This window comes from Streptomyces aureus, from assembly GCF_001418135.1.
GTDB classification, from domain to species: domain Bacteria; phylum Actinomycetota; class Actinomycetes; order Streptomycetales; family Streptomycetaceae; genus Streptomyces; species Streptomyces aureus_A.
In genome coordinates this window covers 1-18,017 of the sequence record NZ_LIPQ01000063.1, presented here as the reverse complement: position 1 = coordinate 18,017, position 18,017 = coordinate 1, and the positions used below count along the sequence as shown (strand labels likewise).

General features: G+C 71.4%; 13 protein-coding genes and 1 pseudogene. 11 read left to right on the top strand and 3 right to left on the bottom strand.

Going from position 1 to position 18,017, the window contains the following annotated elements:
- The 11 genes from AOK00_RS06915 to AOK00_RS06865 form a co-directional block, all read left to right on the top strand.
- A partial coding sequence (locus AOK00_RS06915; RefSeq protein WP_055599425.1) for a tetratricopeptide repeat protein occupies positions 1-1,603 on the top strand: 1,603 nt, incomplete at its 5' end.
- Between the two features lie 147 nt (positions 1,604-1,750).
- A complete protein-coding gene (ald, locus tag AOK00_RS06910; protein WP_055599424.1) occupies positions 1,751-2,866 on the top strand; it encodes an alanine dehydrogenase in 1,116 nt (371 codons plus the stop codon).
- A gap of 449 nt (positions 2,867-3,315) precedes the next feature.
- Positions 3,316-4,341, top strand: coding sequence for a ParA family protein (locus AOK00_RS06905; RefSeq protein WP_037637819.1), 1,026 nt, complete (start codon positions 3,316-3,318; stop codon positions 4,339-4,341).
- Entirely contained in the window at positions 4,326-4,835 is a 510-nt protein-coding gene (locus AOK00_RS06900) for a hypothetical protein (protein WP_079041869.1), read from the top strand. The genes AOK00_RS06905 and AOK00_RS06900 overlap by 16 nt, the downstream gene beginning before the upstream one ends.
- 223 nt (positions 4,836-5,058) lie before the next feature.
- Positions 5,059-6,336, top strand: coding sequence for a segregation and condensation protein A (locus AOK00_RS40050; protein ID WP_254047265.1), 1,278 nt, complete (start codon positions 5,059-5,061; stop codon positions 6,334-6,336).
- On the top strand, positions 6,333-6,938 hold the full coding sequence (gene scpB / locus AOK00_RS06890) for an SMC-Scp complex subunit ScpB (RefSeq protein ID WP_055599421.1): 606 nt from the start codon (positions 6,333-6,335) through the stop codon (positions 6,936-6,938). The genes AOK00_RS40050 and scpB overlap by 4 nt, the downstream gene beginning before the upstream one ends.
- Positions 6,938-8,224, top strand: coding sequence for a pseudouridine synthase (locus AOK00_RS06885; RefSeq protein ID WP_055599420.1), 1,287 nt, complete (start codon positions 6,938-6,940; stop codon positions 8,222-8,224). The genes scpB and AOK00_RS06885 overlap by 1 nt, the downstream gene beginning before the upstream one ends.
- Positions 8,225-8,424: 200 nt before the next feature.
- Positions 8,425-9,078 (top strand): nicotinamide riboside transporter PnuC, encoded by a 654-nt coding sequence (gene pnuC / locus AOK00_RS06880; protein ID WP_055599419.1) that lies wholly within the window; start codon positions 8,425-8,427, stop codon positions 9,076-9,078.
- Positions 9,075-10,154, top strand: a complete 1,080-nt coding sequence (locus tag AOK00_RS06875) for an AAA family ATPase (protein WP_055599418.1) — start codon at positions 9,075-9,077, stop codon at positions 10,152-10,154. Before pnuC ends, AOK00_RS06875 begins: the two co-directional genes overlap by 4 nt.
- Entirely contained in the window at positions 10,151-10,936 is a 786-nt protein-coding gene (locus tag AOK00_RS06870; protein WP_254047264.1) for an NUDIX domain-containing protein, read from the top strand. The genes AOK00_RS06875 and AOK00_RS06870 overlap by 4 nt, the downstream gene beginning before the upstream one ends.
- Entirely contained in the window at positions 10,933-11,964 is a 1,032-nt protein-coding gene (locus tag AOK00_RS06865; protein ID WP_055599416.1) for an ADP-ribosylglycohydrolase family protein, read from the top strand. The genes AOK00_RS06870 and AOK00_RS06865 overlap by 4 nt, the downstream gene beginning before the upstream one ends.
- Before the next feature lie 91 nt (positions 11,965-12,055).
- On the opposite strand, the gene AOK00_RS06860 is transcribed toward AOK00_RS06865, so the two are convergent.
- From AOK00_RS06860 to AOK00_RS40045, 3 genes and pseudogenes are all read right to left on the bottom strand, one after another.
- Complete coding sequence (locus tag AOK00_RS06860; protein ID WP_055599415.1) at positions 12,056-12,904, bottom strand: DUF4253 domain-containing protein; 849 nt, start codon at positions 12,902-12,904, stop codon at positions 12,056-12,058.
- A 14-nt stretch (positions 12,905-12,918) separates the two neighbouring features.
- On the bottom strand, positions 12,919-16,974 hold the full coding sequence (locus tag AOK00_RS06855; protein ID WP_055599414.1) for an RHS repeat domain-containing protein: 4,056 nt from the start codon (positions 16,972-16,974) through the stop codon (positions 12,919-12,921).
- Positions 16,920-18,017: pseudogene (locus tag AOK00_RS40045) on the bottom strand (hypothetical protein); the annotation flags it as partial. The gene AOK00_RS06855 and the pseudogene AOK00_RS40045, both read right to left, overlap by 55 nt.

Genomic DNA, 18,017 nt, shown 5'->3' with positions numbered 1-18,017 from the left:
CGTCCTCGTCCTCGACGACGCCGTCGACGCCGAGCACGCCGATCCCCTCATCCCCGACAACCCCGACTCCCTGGTGATCGGTGTCGCCCGCGGACCGCTCACGGGCATCCCCGACGTACGGCCCTGCACCCTCGGCGGGCTCGACCCCAAGTCGGCCATCGAGCTGCTCACCGCCTTCACCGGCTCCGTCCGCATCACCGTCGATCCGCAGGCCGCCGAGGCGCTCGTCGAGGAGTGCGGTGGGCTGCCCGCCGCGGTCGTTCTCGCCGGCGGCTGGCTCTCGACCCGGCCCAAGGCCTCCGTCGCCGACCTGGCGAAGCGGTTGCGCGCGCTCAGCGGCGATCCGCTGACCCGTGCCTTCTCACTCGCCCACGAGGCGCTGCCCGCGACCGCCGCCCGGATACTGCGGTACCTCTCCCTCGCCCCCCTCGGCCGGGCCGACGCCCACACGGCCTCCGCCCTGGCCGGCTGCTCGGTCTCGGCCGCGGCGACCACCCTCGCGGACTTCGCCGCCCTGGGGCTCCTCGAAGGCGGCGAGGACGGGCAGTACGAGGTCCCCGGCCATCTCGTCCCCCTCCTTCGCGCTCAGCTGGAGGAGCGCGACCGGCCCGCCGAGGTGCAGCTCGCCCGGGCCCGGATGCTGGAGCGGACCGTACGGCTCCTCCAGTCCTGCCGTGCGGTCACCGAACCCGAGGGCTCGCCGGCCCGCCGGAAGCTGGCCGGTCTGCCGCGCGCCCTGCGCTTCCCCAGCGTCGCCGCCGGGGCGGACTGGCTGCGTTCCCGGCAGTCCTTCCTGCTGGCATCCGCCCGGCTCGCCGTCGCCGACGGGGAGCTCGACACCCTCGCCCGCCGGCTCGTGGCCTCCCTGGTCAGGGCGCTCGCCGCGCACCGGGGCGCCGAGGCGGCCGCCCCCCAGCTGTACGGGCTCCACCAGCTGGTCCTGGACGTGGCCGAGCGGCGCGGGCTGCACCGGGAGCGGGCCGCGGCCCTGCTGAACCTGGCCGATCTCGACGCCCGTACCGGCAGGACGAAGGACGCTCTGCTGCGATATCGGTTGGCTTTGGATGCCGGACGCGCAGCAAATGACCCGTACGCGACCGGTCGCGCAATGGAATCCGTAGGTGGCTCGTATCAGGAGCTGGGGGACTGGCAGAGGGCCGGCGACTGGTACGGGCGGGCGCTCGCCCAGCGCCTCGCCCGGGACGAGCGAGCGGATCAGGCCAGGCTGTACGCCCGCCTCGGCGCCGTACAGACCTACGCGGGTCGGTACGGCGAGGCGCTGCGGAGCTGGCGGGCCGCGGCGGCCGGCTACCGGCGGCTCGACGATCTCCCGGGCTACGCACGGGCGTTGAGCGAGGCCGCCCGGGTCCAGGAGTACGCGGGACGGCCCGAGGAATCCCTCCGGACCTGCGAGGAGGCCGTCGAGTGGGCCCGGCGCGCCCAGGACACCCGGCTCCAGGCCGCGCTCCAGCTGCGGCTCGCCGACACTCTCGACCGGCTCGGCGACCCGGCCGCGGCCCGGCTGCACCGGGCCGCGGCCGAAAGACTGCTGGAAACGGAATCTTCTGCCTACGAAATCCGCAGTGGGTCGATCAAAGATTAGTACTTTGAAAGGCTAGACAGCGGGAACTCCTTCATTAGACTGGGTGCGCCGCGTTCGAACGTGGTCTGCCCCGGTGCGCCGCATTGCATCCGGGTATGTATCGCAGTGCCCCATGTATCCCCCCTGATTCAAGGACCGTGATCGACGATGAAGGTCGGCATCCCCCGCGAGGTCAAGAACAACGAGTTCCGCGTGGCCATCACCCCCGCCGGTGTCCACGAGCTCGTCCGCCACGGCCACCAGGTCTTCGTCGAGCAGAACGCCGGTGTCGGCTCCTCGATCACGGACGAGGAGTACGTCGCCGCCGGCGCCGAGATCCTCCCCACCGCCGACGAGGTCTGGGCCACGGCCGACCTGCTGCTCAAGGTCAAGGAGCCCATCGCGGAGGAGTACCACCGCCTCCGCAAGGACCAGACCCTCTTCACCTACCTGCACCTCGCCGCCTCCCGTGAGTGCACGGACGCGCTCCTGGGGTCCGGCACCACCGCCATCGCGTACGAGACCGTCGAGACCGCCAACCGCGCGCTCCCGCTGCTCGCCCCGATGTCCGAGGTCGCGGGCCGCCTGGCCCCGCAGGTCGGCGCCTACCACCTGATGCGCTCGGTCGGCGGCCGCGGCGTGCTCCCCGGTGGCGTCCCCGGCACCCACGCCGGCGAGTGCGTCGTCATCGGCGGCGGCGTCTCCGGCTGGAACGCCACCCAGATCGCCGTCGGCATGGGCTTCCACGTGACCCTGCTCGACCGTGACATCAACAAGCTCCGCGAGGCCGACAAGATCTTCGGCACCAAGGTGAAGACGATCGTCTCCAACGCCTACGAGCTGGAGAAGGCCGTCGTCGAGGCCGACCTCGTCATCGGCGCCGTCCTCATCCCGGGCGCCAAGGCCCCGAAGCTGGTCACCAACGAGCTCGTCGCCAAGATGAAGCCCGGAAGTGTCCTTGTCGACATTGCGATCGACCAGGGCGGCTGCTTCGAGGACTCGCACCCGACCACCCACGCCGAGCCGACCTTCCAGGTCCACAACTCGGTCTTCTACTGCGTCGCCAACATGCCGGGCGCGGTCCCGAACACCTCCACCTACGCCCTCACCAACGCCACGCTGCCCTACATCGTGTCGCTGGCGAACAACGGCTGGGCCGAGGCGCTGCGCCGCGACGCCGCGCTCGCCCTGGGTCTCAACACCCATGACGGCAAGGTGGTTTACAAGGAGGTGGCCGAGGCGCACGGCCTTGAGCACGTCGAGCTGAGCACCCTCCTGGGCTGACCCCCGCGGCACCGCCGTCAACGCGTGCCGTCAATGCCGCACACCCGGCCGGACCTTGTTCGACAAGGTCCGGCCGGATGTGTGTCCGGACCCGGCGGAACGTTCGGCCAACTCGCCTCGAACGTAACCCTTTAACCGTTTCGCACACCCCTGAAACGTGTGGATGCATGCCTGCGCACCCTTGACAGAGAGGTGTTCGGTTGCCGACACATCGGGCCGGGTCCGGCGGATTGTGTTGCTGCGGAGCGGTGACACGCCATAGAGTCGCCAACCGTCGGCATGGTGCCACGCTGACCTATCGATAAATGTTCCTGGTGACATCCAAGGAGGTAAGACGACTTGTGAATGAGTCGACAATTACTCCCGGGAGCGGTGCGCCAGGTGCTCCGATCGGCTCCGTCGCGGTGCGGACCTTCGCGACGCACCAGCCCATGACGACAGCCCACACGATGAAGACGATGGACGGCCTACACGTGAACGCCACGGCCGGCAACGAGATGGGCCGAGAGTCCACCCACTTCGCCGCCTTTGACGAGGTGCCCGAGGGGCACTTCTACGACCCCGACGCCGAGTACGAGCCCGACCCCGAGTACGCGGCCACCCTCGCACCCGACGCTGCCCGTCAGCGCCGCGAGCGGATCGGCCCGACGGGACGGCCCCTGCCGTACTTCCCGATCCCCGGTCCGCTGACGGACCACGGACCGGCGAAGATCATCGCGATGTGCAACCAGAAGGGCGGCGTCGGCAAGACCACGTCGACCATCAACCTGGGTGCCGCGCTCGCGGAGTACGGGCGACGGGTGCTGCTCGTCGACTTCGACCCGCAGGGAGCCCTGTCGGTCGGTCTCGGCGTGAACCCGATGGAGCTCGACCTCACCGTCTACAACCTGCTCATGGAGCGGGGCATGTCGGCGGACGAGGTCCTCCTCAAGACCGCCGTACCCAACATGGACCTGCTGCCGAGCAACATCGACCTCTCGGCCGCCGAAGTCCAGCTCGTCAGCGAGGTCGCGCGCGAGTCGACGCTCCAGCGCGCCCTGAAGCCGCTGATGAACGACTACGACTACATCGTGATCGACTGTCAGCCCTCGCTCGGCCTGCTGACCGTGAACGCCCTGACGGCGGCTCACAAGGTCATCGTGCCGCTGGAATGCGAGTTCTTCGCGCTCCGCGGAGTGGCGCTGCTGACCGAGACCATCGAGAAGGTCCAGGAGCGGCTCAACCCCGAGCTGGAGCTCGACGGCATCCTCGCCACGATGTACGACTCCCGTACCGTGCACAGCCGTGAGGTCCTCGCGCGCGTCGTCGAGGCCTTCGACGACCACGTGTACCACACGGTCATCGGGCGGACGGTGCGCTTCCCGGAGACCACGGTCGCCGGCGAGCCCATCACCACGTACGCCTCCAACTCCGTGGGCGCCGCCGCCTATCGTCAGCTCGCCAGGGAGGTGCTCGCCCGGTGTCACGCCGAGTGAGTCTGCCCGGCGCCGACGAACTCTTCCGTACGACCGGGGGGACGGCGCTCCAGGCGTCCGCACCCCGCAGGGCCGTCCCGGCACCCGCGGGCGAGAGCGACACGACGGCGGCCGAGGGCTCCGCGGAGCACACGGCGGCGGACTCCGAGGCGTCGGAGCCGCGGGCCCGGACGGCGGAGCCCCAGGGCGCCGCCGCTCAGAAGCCCGCGACGCCCACCGCCGCGGTGCCCGCCCCGGCGGCGCGGCGGCGCGGCGGTGGCCGGGCCCCGAACCGGCGGCCCAGCGGCCGTGAGCGCCACGACGAGAAGATCACGGTCTACGTCTCCGCCGAGGAGCTGATGGACCTGGAGCACGCCCGGCTCGTCCTCCGGGGTGAGCACGGTCTCGCCGTGGACCGGGGCCGGATCGTCCGGGAGGCCGTCGCGGTCGTCCTGGCGGACCTGGAGTCCCGCGGCGACGCGAGCATCCTCGTGCGCCGCCTGCGCGGCCGCTGACGGTAGCCTGCGGGCTGCCGCGCTCCCCGTTCCCTGGACCTCCATGCACCACGCCTCTGACGAAACGTCCCGCCCGCCACGCCGCCGCGCCCTGGGGCGCGGCCCGGGCGAGCCGGAGGGGCCTGCGGCCGCTCCGGCGGCGGGGCCGGGGGCTTCCCCCGCCCCCGCCGGCCGTGGGGTCGCGGAGAGGGCCGGGGCGGGCCGGGCCGGCCACGGGGAGGCGGTGGGCGCGGCCGGCGACGCCGTCGCGGAACGTGCGGCCGGGTCCGGCGCCGGTGCGCTGACCGCGCCCGCTCCTGAGCCCGCGCCCGAGCGCGAGGGCGGACCGGGGACTGCGCCTGAGGTTCATCCCGAGTCCGGAGTCGAGGCCGCGAAGGCGACGGCCGGAGCCACGGCCGGGGCCGAGGCGGCCGACGCCACCGCGGAGCCGGCTCAGGCACCGGCGGCGGCACCCGCGGCGCCCACCGAGGCCGGGCCGGAACCCTGGGCCGGGCCCGAGGCCGAGGCGCGGCCCGGGGCCGCGAGCGGGCCCGAGGGCGGGCCGGTGGCCGGGCCCGCTGCCGAGGCAGAGGCCGTGCCTCGGCCCGAGGCGCGGCCCGGTCCCCAGCCTGAGACCGGGCGGGTGGCCGGTCCCGATCCCGAGCCGGAGACCGGACCCGCGGCCGAGACCGAGCCTTCGGCCGGGCCCGAGGCCGGGGACGGGCGGTTCACCGTGCGGCTGGCCAATTTCGAGGGGCCCTTCGATCTGCTGCTGCAGCTGATCACCAAGCACAAGCTCGACGTCACCGAGGTCGCGCTCTCCCAGGTCACCGATGAGTTCATGGCGCATCTGCGCGCCCTCGGGCCCGACGGGGATCTCGACCAGACCACCGAGTTCCTCGTCGTCGCCGCCACCCTGCTCGACCTCAAGGCCGCCCGGCTGCTGCCCGCCGCCGAGGTCGAGGACGAGGCCGACCTCGCGCTCCTGGAGGCCCGCGACCTGCTCTTCGCCCGGCTCCTCCAGTACCGCGCGTACAAGCGCATCGCGGCGATCTTCGAGGAGCGCTGGGAGGCCGAGGGCCGCCGCCATCCCCGTACCGTCGGACTCGAACCCCACCACGCCGAGCTGCTCCCCGAGGTCGTCATCTCCATCGGCGCCGAGGGCTTCGCCAGGCTGGCCGTCAAGGCCATGCAGCCCAAGGCCGAGCCGCAGGTGTACGTCGACCACATCCACGCCCCGCTCGTCAGCGTCCGTGAGCAGGCCGCCGTGGTCGTCTCGCTCCTGCGGGTGCGCGGGACCGCGCTCTTCCGGGAGCTCATCGAGGACGTCGGCGACGACACCCTCACCGTCGTGGCCCGTTTTCTCGCCCTCCTGGAGCTCTACCGGGAGAAGGCGGTCGCCCTGGACCAGGAGACCGCGCTGGGGGACCTCACGGTCTCCTGGACCGGCGGGGAGACCGATCCCACGGGGGCCGTGACCGACGAGTTCGACCAGGAGACCACCCAGGAGACCACCGCATGAGCGACCTCAAGCCCTCTCTCGAAGCCGTCCTCATGGTCGTCGACGAGCCCGCCACCGAGGCGCATCTCGCCAAGGTCCTTGAGCGCACGCCCCGCGAGGTGGCCGACGCCCTGCGCGAGCTGGCCGACGAGTACACCGTCCAGGGCCGCGGCTTCGAGCTGCGCCAGGTGGCCGGAGGCTGGCGCTACTACACCCGCGCCGCCCACGCCGCGGCCGTCGAGGCCTTCGTCCTGGAGGGCCAGCAGGCCCGGCTCACCCAGGCGGCTCTGGAGACCCTCGCGGTCGTCGCGTACCGCCAGCCGGTCAGCCGTTCCCGGGTCTCCGCGGTCCGCGGCGTGAACTGCGACGGCGTGATGCGGACCCTCCTCCAGAGGGGTCTGGTGGAGGAGACGGGCGCGGAACCCGAAACAGGTGCGATCCTGTACAGGACGACGAACTACTTCCTGGAGCGGATGGGCCTGCGCGGCCTGGACGAGCTCCCCGAGCTCGCGCCCTTCCTCCCCGAGGCGGAGGCGGTCGAGCCGGACTCACTGGAAGGAGTCCCGTCGTTCGATCCGGATGCACCGGATCGTGAGGACGACGACGACAAGACGGAAGTTTGATGCGAAGCAGCAGCGGCAGGAACAGCAGCGGAAACAACGGCGGGAGCCGTGGTGGCAACAGCGGCGGCCGCGGCGGCAGCAGCGGTGGCGGCCGTGGTGGCAGCGGCGCCGGCGGTGGCGGCTACCGGGGTTCCGGTGGCGGCAGCGGCAGCGGTGGCGGTGGCGGCCACCGGGGCGGCAGCGGCGGTGGCGGTGGCTACCGCGGTGGCAGCGGCTCCGGCGGCGGTGGCTACCAGGGCGGCGGTGGCGGCTACCAGGGCGGCGGCCGTGACGGCCAGAAGAGCCCGGGCAACCCGCGCCGGCCCCGCCCCGAGGAGCGCTCCTACGACGTGAGCCCCCCCTCCGAGGCCCCGAAGAAGGGTCGCGGCTCCGCGGCCCGCGGCGGCGCCAAGGGCGGCCCCAAGGCCCCTCAGGGCGGCATGCCGCCCCGTCGTGGCCCGCACGGCCAGCGCCAGGCCCCGGCCCGCTCGCGCGAGCTCGACGCGAAGATCGAGCAGCGCAACCGGGAGCGGTACGAGAACCGGCCGGAGATCAAGACCCCGAAGACCTTCCCCGGCGCCGAGCAGGAGGGCGAGCGGCTGCAGAAGGTCCTCGCCCGCGCCGGCATGGGTTCGCGGCGTGCCTGTGAGGAGCTCATCGAGCAGGCCCGCGTCGAGGTCAACGGCGAGATCGTCCTGGAGCAGGGCAAGCGCGTCGACCCGGAGAAGGACGAGATCAAGGTGGACGGCCTGACCGTCGCCACCCAGTCGTACCTGTTCTTCGCGCTGAACAAGCCGGCCGGTGTCGTCTCCACCATGGAGGACCCGGACGGCCGCCAGTGCCTCGGCGACTACGTCACCAACCGTGAGACGCGTCTCTTCCACGTCGGCCGGCTCGACACGGAGACCGAGGGCATCATCCTGCTCACCAACCACGGTGAGCTGGCCCACCGCCTCACGCACCCGAAGTACGGCGTGAAGAAGACCTACCTGGCCGCCATCACCGGCCCGCTGCCCCGTGAGGTCGGCAAGCGGCTCAAGGACGGCATCCAGCTGGAGGACGGCTACGCCAAGGCCGACCACTTCCGCGTGGTCGAGCAGACCGGAAAGAACTACCTGGTCGAGGTCACGCTGCACGAGGGCCGCAAGCACATCGTGCGACGCATGCTCGCCGAGGCGGGCTTCCCGGTCGAGAAGCTGGTCCGTACGGCCTTCGGCCCGATCGGTCTGGGCGACCAGAAGTCGGGCTGGCTGCGCCGGCTCACCAACACGGAGGTCGGCATGCTGATGAAGGAAGTCGGCATGTAAGGCCCCGAGGCCCGCAGGCCCAAGGCCTGCTCCACGCGAGAAGCCCGCGACCGTCCGTCGGTCGCGGGCTTCCGTGTTCTCCGCGGCGGCGCGGGGGCGACGGGCGGCTGATCCCCGGAGGGGCTCGGCGCCGCGCTTTCCGGGCTTGTGGCCGAAGGTCGCCGACCTTTATAGTCAACATGACTCTTAAGGAGGCGGGCGTGAGCCTCGCAAGCATTCTCGAACCGCTGCAGCAGCCGCTCTTCACGATCCTGGACACCCCGGTCAGCTGGACCGAGGTCCTGGGATTCGGCAGCGGGGCGCTCTGCGTCTGGCTCGTCGCCCGTCAGCACCTCGCGAACTGGCCCATCGGCATCGCCAACAACCTGTTCTTCGTCCTGCTCTTCACGCAGGCCGGGTTGTACGCGGACGCCGGCCTCCAGATCGTCTTCATCACCCTCGCCGTGTACGGCTGGTGGACCTGGACCCACGGGGGTGGACCAGGCTCCGACGCCCTCCCGGTGCGCCGCACCACGCGCACCGAGTGGACGTGGCTGCTCACGGCGGGGGTGGTGGGGACCCTCGCCCTCACCCTGCTGCTCGACCGCGCGACCGACTCGACCGTCCCCTTCTGGGACGCCCTCACGACCGCGCTCTCCCTCATGGCGACCTACGGCCAGTGCCGGAAGCGGCTGGAGTCCTGGTGGCTGTGGATCGCCGCCGACGTGGTCTACGTACCTCTGTACGCCTACAAGGAGCTGTACCTGACCTCGCTGCTCTACGTCGGCTTCATGACGCTCTGCGTCCTCGGCCTGCGCGGCTGGACCAAGGACCTCACCGCACGCCGCGCCCTCCAGGTGGAGGCGGCGGCATGAGGCGCTACGGACACGGCCTGGTCCTCGGCAAGTTCTATCCGCCGCACGCCGGCCACCACCATCTCGTCAACACGGCCCTCGACCGCTGCGAGCGCCTCACCGTCCTCGTCTGCGCCTCCTCCGTGGAGAGCCTCCCCCTGGAGGACCGGGTCGCCTGGATGCGTGAGATCCACCCCGACGCCCTCGTCGTCGGAGCCGTCGACGACATCCCCGTCGACCTCCACGACCCCGACGTCTGGGACGCCCACATGGCCGTCTTCCGGGCCGCCGTGCCCGAGCGTGTCGACGCCGTCTTCACCTCGGAGCCGTACGGGGAGGAGCTCGCCCGCCGCTTCGGTGCCGAGTCCGTCTGCGTCGACCCCGCGCGCGACCGCTTCCCCGTCTCCGGCACCGCCGTCCGCGCCGACCCCGCCGGCTGCTGGGACTTCCTGGAGGCGCCCGTGCGCTCCGCGCTCACCCGGCGCGTCGTCGTTCTCGGCGCCGAGTCCACCGGCACCACCACCATGGCCCTCGCCCTGGCCGACCACTACCGGCGGCGCGGCGGCGTCTGGGCCAGGACCCGGTACGTGCCGGAGTACGGGCGCGAGTACAGCGAACTCAAACTCGCCGAGCTCCGCGCCGAACGCCCCGGCGCCACATGGGCCGACGTCGCCTTCCACTCCTCCGACTTCCCCGTCATCGCCCAGCGCCAGGCCGAACTGGAGGAAGAGGCGGCCCGCGACGGTTCACCCGTCCTCTTCTGCGACACCGACGCCTTCGCCACCACCATCTGGCACGAGCGGTACATGGGCACCACCAGCCCCGCCACCGGCGAGATCGCCGCCCACGGTCGGCAGCACCTCTGGCTGCTCACCGACCACCGGGGCGTCGCCTTCGAGGACGACGGCCTCCGCGACGGGGAGCACCTGCGGCCCTGGATGACCGCGCGCTTCCTCACCCAGCTCGCCCACAGCGGCCGCCGCACGGCCGTCCTCAGCGGCCCGCACGAGGAACGCCTCGCGGCCGCGGTGGCCGCCGTCGACGGGCTGCTCGCCGAGGGCTGGCACCTCGCCGACCCGCTGCCGGAGCGCCGATGAACGGCGACCGGGTGCCGGGCGGAGGGCCGGGGAGGAGGCCCGGGGCAGGGCCGGGAGGCGTGCCCGAGGGCTACGACCCGTACGCCTTCGAGCCGTTCGCCGTCACCGTCGACCTCGCCGTCCTCACCCTCCGCGAGGAGCGCCTCCACGTCCTGCTCGTCGAGCGCGGCCAGGAGCCGTACGCCGGACACTGGGCCCTCCCCGGCGGCTTCGTCCTGCCCCGCGAGTCCGCCGAGCGGGCCGCCCGCCGCGAACTCGCCGAGGAGACCGGACTCTCCGAGACCACCGTCGCCGGACTCCACCTCGAACAGCTCCGTACCTACAGCGAGCCGGACCGCGACCCGAGGATGCGGGTCGTCTCCGTCGCCTTCGCCGCGCTCGTGCCCGACGCACCCGAACCACGCGGCGGCGGAGACGCGGCGCAGGCCCGGTGGATGCCGTACGGCACGCACGGGCCGCTCGCCTTCGACCACGACCGCATCCTCGCCGACGCCCACGAACGGGTCGGCGCCAAGCTGGAGTACACCTGCCTCGCGACCGCCTTCTGCCCGCCCGAGTTCACCCTCGGCGAGCTGCGGCAGGTCTACGAGACGGTCTGGGGCGTCGAGCTCGACCGCCCCAACTTCCGGCGCAAGGTCCTCGCCACGCCCGGCTTCGTCCAGGCCGTGGAAGGGCCGCCGCGCCTCACCGGCGGACGGGGGAAACCGGCCGCTCTCTACCGGGCGGGCGAGGCCACCACGCTCCATCCGCCCCTCCTGCGACCGGAAGGACGATCCACGTGAACCCGACCCGCACCGCGACCAAGCAGGCCGCGACCGGCTCCCTGATCGGACTGGCGCTCGGCGACGCGCTGGGCTTCCCGACCGAGTTCAAGGACGTGCCGTCGATCCTGGCATCGTTCGGGCCCTGGCGGGAGATGCCGCTGCCCGTCAGGAACGGGAAGGCGTACGTCACCGACGACACCCAGATGGCCCTCGCCTTCGCCCGCGGGATCCGCACCGCGACGGACCGCGGCGTGCTCGCCCCGCTGCGCCTCGCTCGGCCGGTCCGGGACGAGTTCGTCGACTGGTACCACTCGCCCGAGAACAACCGTGCCCCCGGCAACACCTGCCTCCGCGCCTGTCGCCTCCTCGACGGCGACCGGCTCTGGCAGGACGCCAGCCAGCTCGGCTCCAAGGGCTGCGGCGCCAACATGCGGGTCACCCCCATCGGGCTCGTCCCCGGGCTCAGCGAGGAGCAGCGGGCCGGCGCCGCCCAGCTCCAGGCGGCCCTGACCCACGGTCACCCCACCGCGCTCGCCGCCTCCGACCTCACCGCCCACGCCGTGTACCTCCTCGCCCAGGGCGTCGACCCGGCCGGACTCGTCGGACAGCTGCGCTCGTACGCGTACGAGAACCGCTCCCGCTACCACGAGCACTGGCTCGGCGACCTCTGGACCCGCTCCCAGGACCCGTCCGCGCTCTCCTTCGTCCGGCGGGGCTGGGACGAGTGCCTGGCCATCCTGGAGCGTCTGGACGCCGTCCAGCGCACGGCCGACCCGGAGCTCGACCCCTGCACGTACACCGGGGACGGCTGGATCGCCGAGGAAGCCCTCGCGACCGGGCTCCTCAGCTTCCTCCTCTTCCCCGAAGAGCCCCTCACCGTCCTCCGCAGGGCCGCCTGCACCCGGGGCGACTCCGACTCGATCGCCGCCCTCGCGGGCGCCTTCGCGGGTGCCCACCTCGGCGCGGGCGCCTGGCCGAAGGAGTGGGAAGAGGTCGTCGAGTACCGGAGCGACCTGCTGACCTTCGGCGCGCTCTGGGACGCGTGAGTCCGGGAGACGTGCCGCGCACCCCGCGGACATGCCGGTGCCCCGGCGGGATGTCCGCCGGGGCACCGGTCTCTCACTGTTCAGCCGTCCGTCAGTCCCACCAGAAGGTCCATTCGGTGGACCCTGCCTGGCCGTTCCCGATCAGCTCGGGATCTCCGAGGTCCGGACAGTAGACGTACTGCTCCACCGCGGCCTCGGCGCGCTCGGCCGGGGTGCGGGGCGGGCGCGCGACGACGAGGTGCAGGTTCGCCGAGTCCGCGAAGAAGAACTCCGCCCCGTACCGCTCGTGCCAGTGCCTCAGCACCGCCACGTGGTCGGCGGGGAGCAGCTCCCGGTCGGGGTGGCCCGACCAGTTGGGCGTCGAGATCAGCCGGGGGAACAGCGCGGGGAGCTCGTAGCCCGCCTCCGCCTCGACGAAGGTCAGCCACAGGGGCTCCTTCGGATCCCCCGGCGTGGAGAACGCCGGCGTCGTCTCCCGCGGTGCGGCGGAGAGCTCCGCCGCCACCGCCTCCGGAGAGAAGAGCAGCTCGTACTCCGCGATCTCCTGACGATCGGCCTCGTCCCGGGGCGGGACGTGGATGTCGATCATCTCGCGCAGACGCGCGGCCTTCAGCTCGGCCACGACGTCCGACGGCACGGGCCGGAGCGCCGACGCCAGCAGTTCCCGGCTGCCGCCGCTCCAGGGCCCGCCGCCGCGGTCGTACTCGACCGTCAGCGTCGGGCTCTGGCCGCTCACGAAGGGGACGAGACGGGACCGGTCGTGCCGGTCCCGCCACCACTCCCAGGCGGGGCGGACGGCCGCGTGCTCCACGGAGAAGCCGTAGAGGGCGACACCGGAGGCGGAGACGGCGACGTCCACGTCCGTGTCCCGCACGGACAGCTGGAGGTGCCGCCGGCTCTCCTCGGCCAGCATCGCCGCGATGGCAGCGTGGTTTCGCACTGCGACCAACCCGTCTATCGGTAGTGGATCGGCTCGATGCCGTCGTCGTGAACGATATAGATCGTCGTCAGGTTGACGGTGCGCCGGGTGTCGCCCGCCCACTTGTCGATGATCGCCCTGCCCTCGTCCGTGTCGAGGTTCTTGAACTTGATGTACAGGGCGTCAGCTCCCTTCTTGTTGGCGTCGGAGAGCGCGTCCTTCACCGTTCTCTCGTTCTTGGTCCCGAGAATCTTGAACTCGGACCGGATGCCGTCGACCCACGCGTCGAAGCGCTTGTTGCCCTCGGCCCCCGGCGAGGGGATGTCCTCTCCCCGGGAGACGACGGTCTGTCCCTCCTGTGCGAGCTGGAGCGCCAGGTCGAACTCGTCCTCGCTGAAGGCGTCGTCCCTCTTGTGGGGGTCCTTCCAGCCTTCGTCGATCCGGTCGAGGGCGTCGCCGTAGATCTGCTCGGCGGTGTGTTCCCGGAACCAGTCGGAGGTGACCTCCATCGTGCAGGCGACAGCTCCTATCCCGCGTCCCTTGCGGCACCCCTTCTTCGCCTCCTTGACCACCTCGTCGACCTCGTCGCTCTGGGCGAGGTACTCGATCCGCTTCTTCCGGGTCGTGTCCCTTTGGCCCTGCTTCCAGTTCTCCTTGCGCTGCTCGTGGTCCACCTTGGCGTACGTCTTCGTGTACGTGTTCGGCTCGTCCGAGGTGTCCTTCACCTCGACGTCCCAGCCGCCGTCGCCCGTGTAGGAGCAGCTGACGCCGTGTTCGAGGCAGTCGGCCGGCTTCAGGCCGGTCGGGTCGGAGAGGGAGACGGGGTTGTTGTTGGAGTAGGTGTAGCCGTGCGTCTGCTGCGGATCGGACAGATCCATCAGCGGATCGACCGAGACGAAGCGGCCGACGGCCGGGTCGTACTCGCGGGCGCCGAGGTGGGTCAGGCCGGTGTCGGTGTCCTTGGTGCCGCCGACGAAGCCCTTGTCGCCCGCCCACGCCGCCGGCTGCGCGCCGCGCGCCGCGCCGAAGAGGTCGAGCTTCCTGCGGTTGACCGTCTGGGTGGCGTCGGCGGACACCTGGGTGGTGCCCGAGCCGTGGTGGTCGCTGAACAGGAAGGTCAGCTTGCCGCCCGTGCGCATGGCGACCGCCTTGCCCGCGACGCTGTAGTAGCGGGTTCCGGTGACCACGCCGGCCTTGTCGAGCTTCAGCTCGTTGCCGCCCGGCAGGTAGAGGGTGGTGCCGGTGGAGTCCCGGCGGATCAGCCGCTCACCGGCGGTGTCGTACAGGTACGAGGTGGTCTTCGTGCCCTGGACGACGGAGTCCAGATGTCCTTCGGCGTCCCAGTTGAGCGTCTGGGCGGCGGCCGCACCGATGGTCCGGGTCCGGGTGTTGCCCGCGTCGTCGTAGGTGAAGTTCTCCTCGTGGGGGTCGGTTCCCGTCTGCGTGACCTTGGGCAGGCGGTGGGTTCCGGCCGTGGCGGGTGCGTAGGTGCGGACCGTGTCGGCGGTCGGGCCGGAGGCCGTGCGGTGCTTGGTCTCCGTCTTGCGGTTGCCGACGGCGTCGTAGGCGTAGGTGGTCCAGTAGGCGTCCGGGCCGCCGACCGTGGACGAGGTGGGAGCGGCGGCGCAGGTGTCGCCGACGTTGGTCCACGCCTCGGTGATCCGGCGGAGCGAGTCCAACTGGAAGCACTGGGTGTCGGTGACGCGTGCCGCGTCCTGGCCGAAGGCCGAGGCGAGCGAGGTGATGTTGCCCGCGTCGTCGTACGAGTACCGGACGTCCTCGATCCGCTGGGGCGCCACCTCACGGTCGAGGTAACGGCGCTTCACCGCACCGGTGTGATCGTCGTACTCGCTGCTCACCCAGAGTTGCTGGGCGAACGCCCCGTACACCTGACGGGTGTTGCGCCCGTAGTGGTCGTAGGTGTTCGACGCGATGATCTGGTCGCTGCCCGCGCCGACGGTCCTGAGCAGACCGGAGACGGGGGTGTAGGTGTTGGCCACCTTCTCCGCGGGCAGCCCGCCCGCGGCTGGCTGCATCATCCACATGAGCTGGCCGGTGTTCGCGTTGTACGAGTTGGTCCACTTGTACGTGCCGGCCAGGGCGCCCTCGCTGTCGGGGACGGTGACCTGGCTGAGGGCCGGCTGGTAGAAGCTGTTGTACGCGGTGACGGCGGAGACGTACTCCTTGCCCCCGACCCAGCGGGTCGACTTCGACACGTGGCCCTTGGCGACGGTGTCGTACTCCCACGTGGCGAGGTTCGTGGTGCCCCGCTTCAGCGCCGTCCGCCGACCCAGCGCGTCGTACTCCGAGGTCAGCGTGATCAGCCGGGCGTCGGTGACGCCGACAGCGCGGTCGCCCTGGTCGTAGTCGGTCTTGGTCTTGCCCTGGTCGGGGTCGTGCGACTCGACCCTGCGGCCGCGGACGTCGTAGACGTACTTCCAGGTCGCGCCCGACGGGTCCGTGATCCGACCCAGTCGGCCCAGCCGGTCGTAGGTGTAGTGGGTCGACTGGGAGGTGGTGCGGGCGGCGTCGGTGTACTGCCTCTGCTCGACGGTGCGCCCGACGGCGTCGACCACAGCGGTGGTCGCGACACCGCCCCGGGGCGGGATCACCGTGGTGGTGTCACCGGTGTAGAGGGTCGTGGAGCGCCTGGTCTCGTCCCCGAACGTCCGGGAGATGACCGCCGTCACCCGTCCGGCACCGTCGTACTCGGTGTCGGTGGACGCCGGGTACTTCAGCTCCTGTCCGGTGACCAGGGCGGGCTCGGCCGCGCCGGTGGCGAAGTACGAACCGGAGTTCCGCCAGGCCTGGCCCCGGGTGTCGTAGAAGGACTCCGAGACGATCCGGCCCGCGCCGTCCTGCGACGGTTCCTGGGTCTGACGGAAGCGCAGGAGCCCGTCGGCGAAGGAGTAGGCCGACTTGTACTGCGCGTCGTGGGACAGGACCTTCGTCGTGGTGACGATCGGCCCGTCCTTGCGGACGAGGTAGTCGAAGACGTAGTTGGGCGAATCCGGGTACGTGGTCCGCGACCGGGTCGGCAGCCACACCTTCGTGACCCGGCCCAGACCGTCGTGCGCCGTGCCCGTGACCTTGTTGTTCGCGTCGGTCACCTGGACGGCCTGGCCACGCAGAGGCTCCAGCACCGTCGTCACCGTGTGGCCGAGCGGGTTGGTCACGACCATGGAGGTCGGGACTTCGCCGGTGGGCGGAGTGAAGGCGGTCCTGGTGACCTTGCCGTAGGGGTCCGCCGCCGAGAGCGGACGGCCGTACACGTCGAAGTCGGCGGCGGGGGTGCTGGTCACCTGGTCGTAGCCGGTGCCGGTGCCGTTGATCCGCTCGGTCCTCGTGACGTCGCCCCTGGTCGGCGCGGCGCCGAACGCCCCGCCGTCGTAGGAGGTCCGGAGGTCGTCGATGACGTCACCGGGACGGGAGACGGTGGCCCCGCAGGGGACGGCGACGGTCTCCACGCGGCTGACCCTGTCGAGGATGTGGGCCGCGGTGTTGCGCGCGTAGCTCGTCGTCACACAACGCTCGTCGCCCGGTACGGCGTTGTCGCCGGTGAACGACTCGGTGGAGAGCATGCCGTAGGAGTCGAAGCCGCGGCTGACCTCGGTCGTGCGCGTACCGCCGGTGACGGTGGTACGGGTCCGCTCCTTCTGGGTGCCCGTCTTGTAGGAGACGAGATCCGGCAGACCGGCGCGGGTACGGGTGGCGACCACCGCGGACCGCCACGGGGTGTGGGACGTCGCCGAAACCGGCTTCGAGGTGTCGTCGCCGTTGTATGTCACGCTCTCGCGGACCATGCCGGCGAACTGCTCGCGGTCCGTCACCGCATCGCCCGCGGAGTCCTTGACGGCCTGCCCGTCACGGCCGCGGAAGTACCGGGTCTCCGAGAGGGTCCTGGGATCGTCGGCCGCGCCGACTCGGGTCTGCACCCGTCCGTAGCCACGGGCGATCGAGTGCACGCGGTCCTCGGCCTTGGTGAACTCGTCCTCGCTCTTGGCCCAGGCGGCGCCGTCGAGGTAGTCGTACGTGATCACCTTGTCCGGGGACTCGACGAGGTTGTCGCCCTCGACGACCTGCTTGACCACGTAGGTGTTGAACCAGTCGAGCTTGCGCCGTTTCGCCCTCGAACGCCCACTTCACCGGGTAGCAGGACGTGGTCGTTGCTCGCGTCGGCCGCTGGGAGCGTGCTGGTGGTGCACCCCGGCTGCGAGTAGGTGACGCCGATGGTGCCGCCGGTCTCGGTGGTGATCTGGTAGAGCCTCAGCCGGATGAACGGGGCGAGACCGTCACCGGTCCTGTCGACCCGGTTGGCGAGCTGCTGGCCGGCGAAGGTGACGGTCGGCAGGGTGACCGTGCCACCGCTCTTGCCGCTGCGCTGGATGGACTTCAGCCACATCGGGGTGGAGATGCCGTCGCCGGAGGGCGGGAAGTTCTGGTCGAGCGTCCAGGTGTCGACGTCCTTGTACGCGCCGCCGGTGAGCACCTTGGTGGTGATGCCGGTCAGCCGCTTCCGCGACCAGAAGCTGGGCGAGTACTGGTCCTTGCACTCGGTCGCCCCGTCCTTGCAGTACAGGTCGTACGGGACGTCGGGCCAGTTTCCTGCCTTGGTCTCGTCGAAGGTGCCGCAGTCGGTGAGGCAGCGCTCGTCGACGCCGAACTCGACCTTGCCCATGGCCTTGCCGGTGTAGACGGCGTCGTCGCGCAGGCCGTAGTCGATGTGGTCGAGCCAGCCGCCGCGGACGTAGGAGGTCACGGTGGACTCGCCGGTCGTCTCGGAGACGTTGCGGCCGTAGTTGTTCTTCTCCGTGTTCCAGTAGTACGCCATGGCGTTGCCGTGCGGGTCGACCACGTAGTCGAGCTGCCAGCGCCAGGCCTGCTGGCACCAGCCGTCGGCGAACGAGGAGTCGTGGCAGGGCTCGCCGGTCTGGTTGCCGAAGACCGGGACGGTCCAGGTGGAGTTGGTGACCGGGTCGTCGGCGGCCGCGTCGTTGTCCTTCCAGCCGGGCAGCCGGTTCCGGCCGAAGAAGTACTGGGTGCCGTCGGCCGTGGTGACCTTCCAGTGCTCGCCCTTGCCGTCGACGCCGTCGGTGCCGCCGTCGCCGTTGGCGGCGCCGGTCAGCTTCTCGAC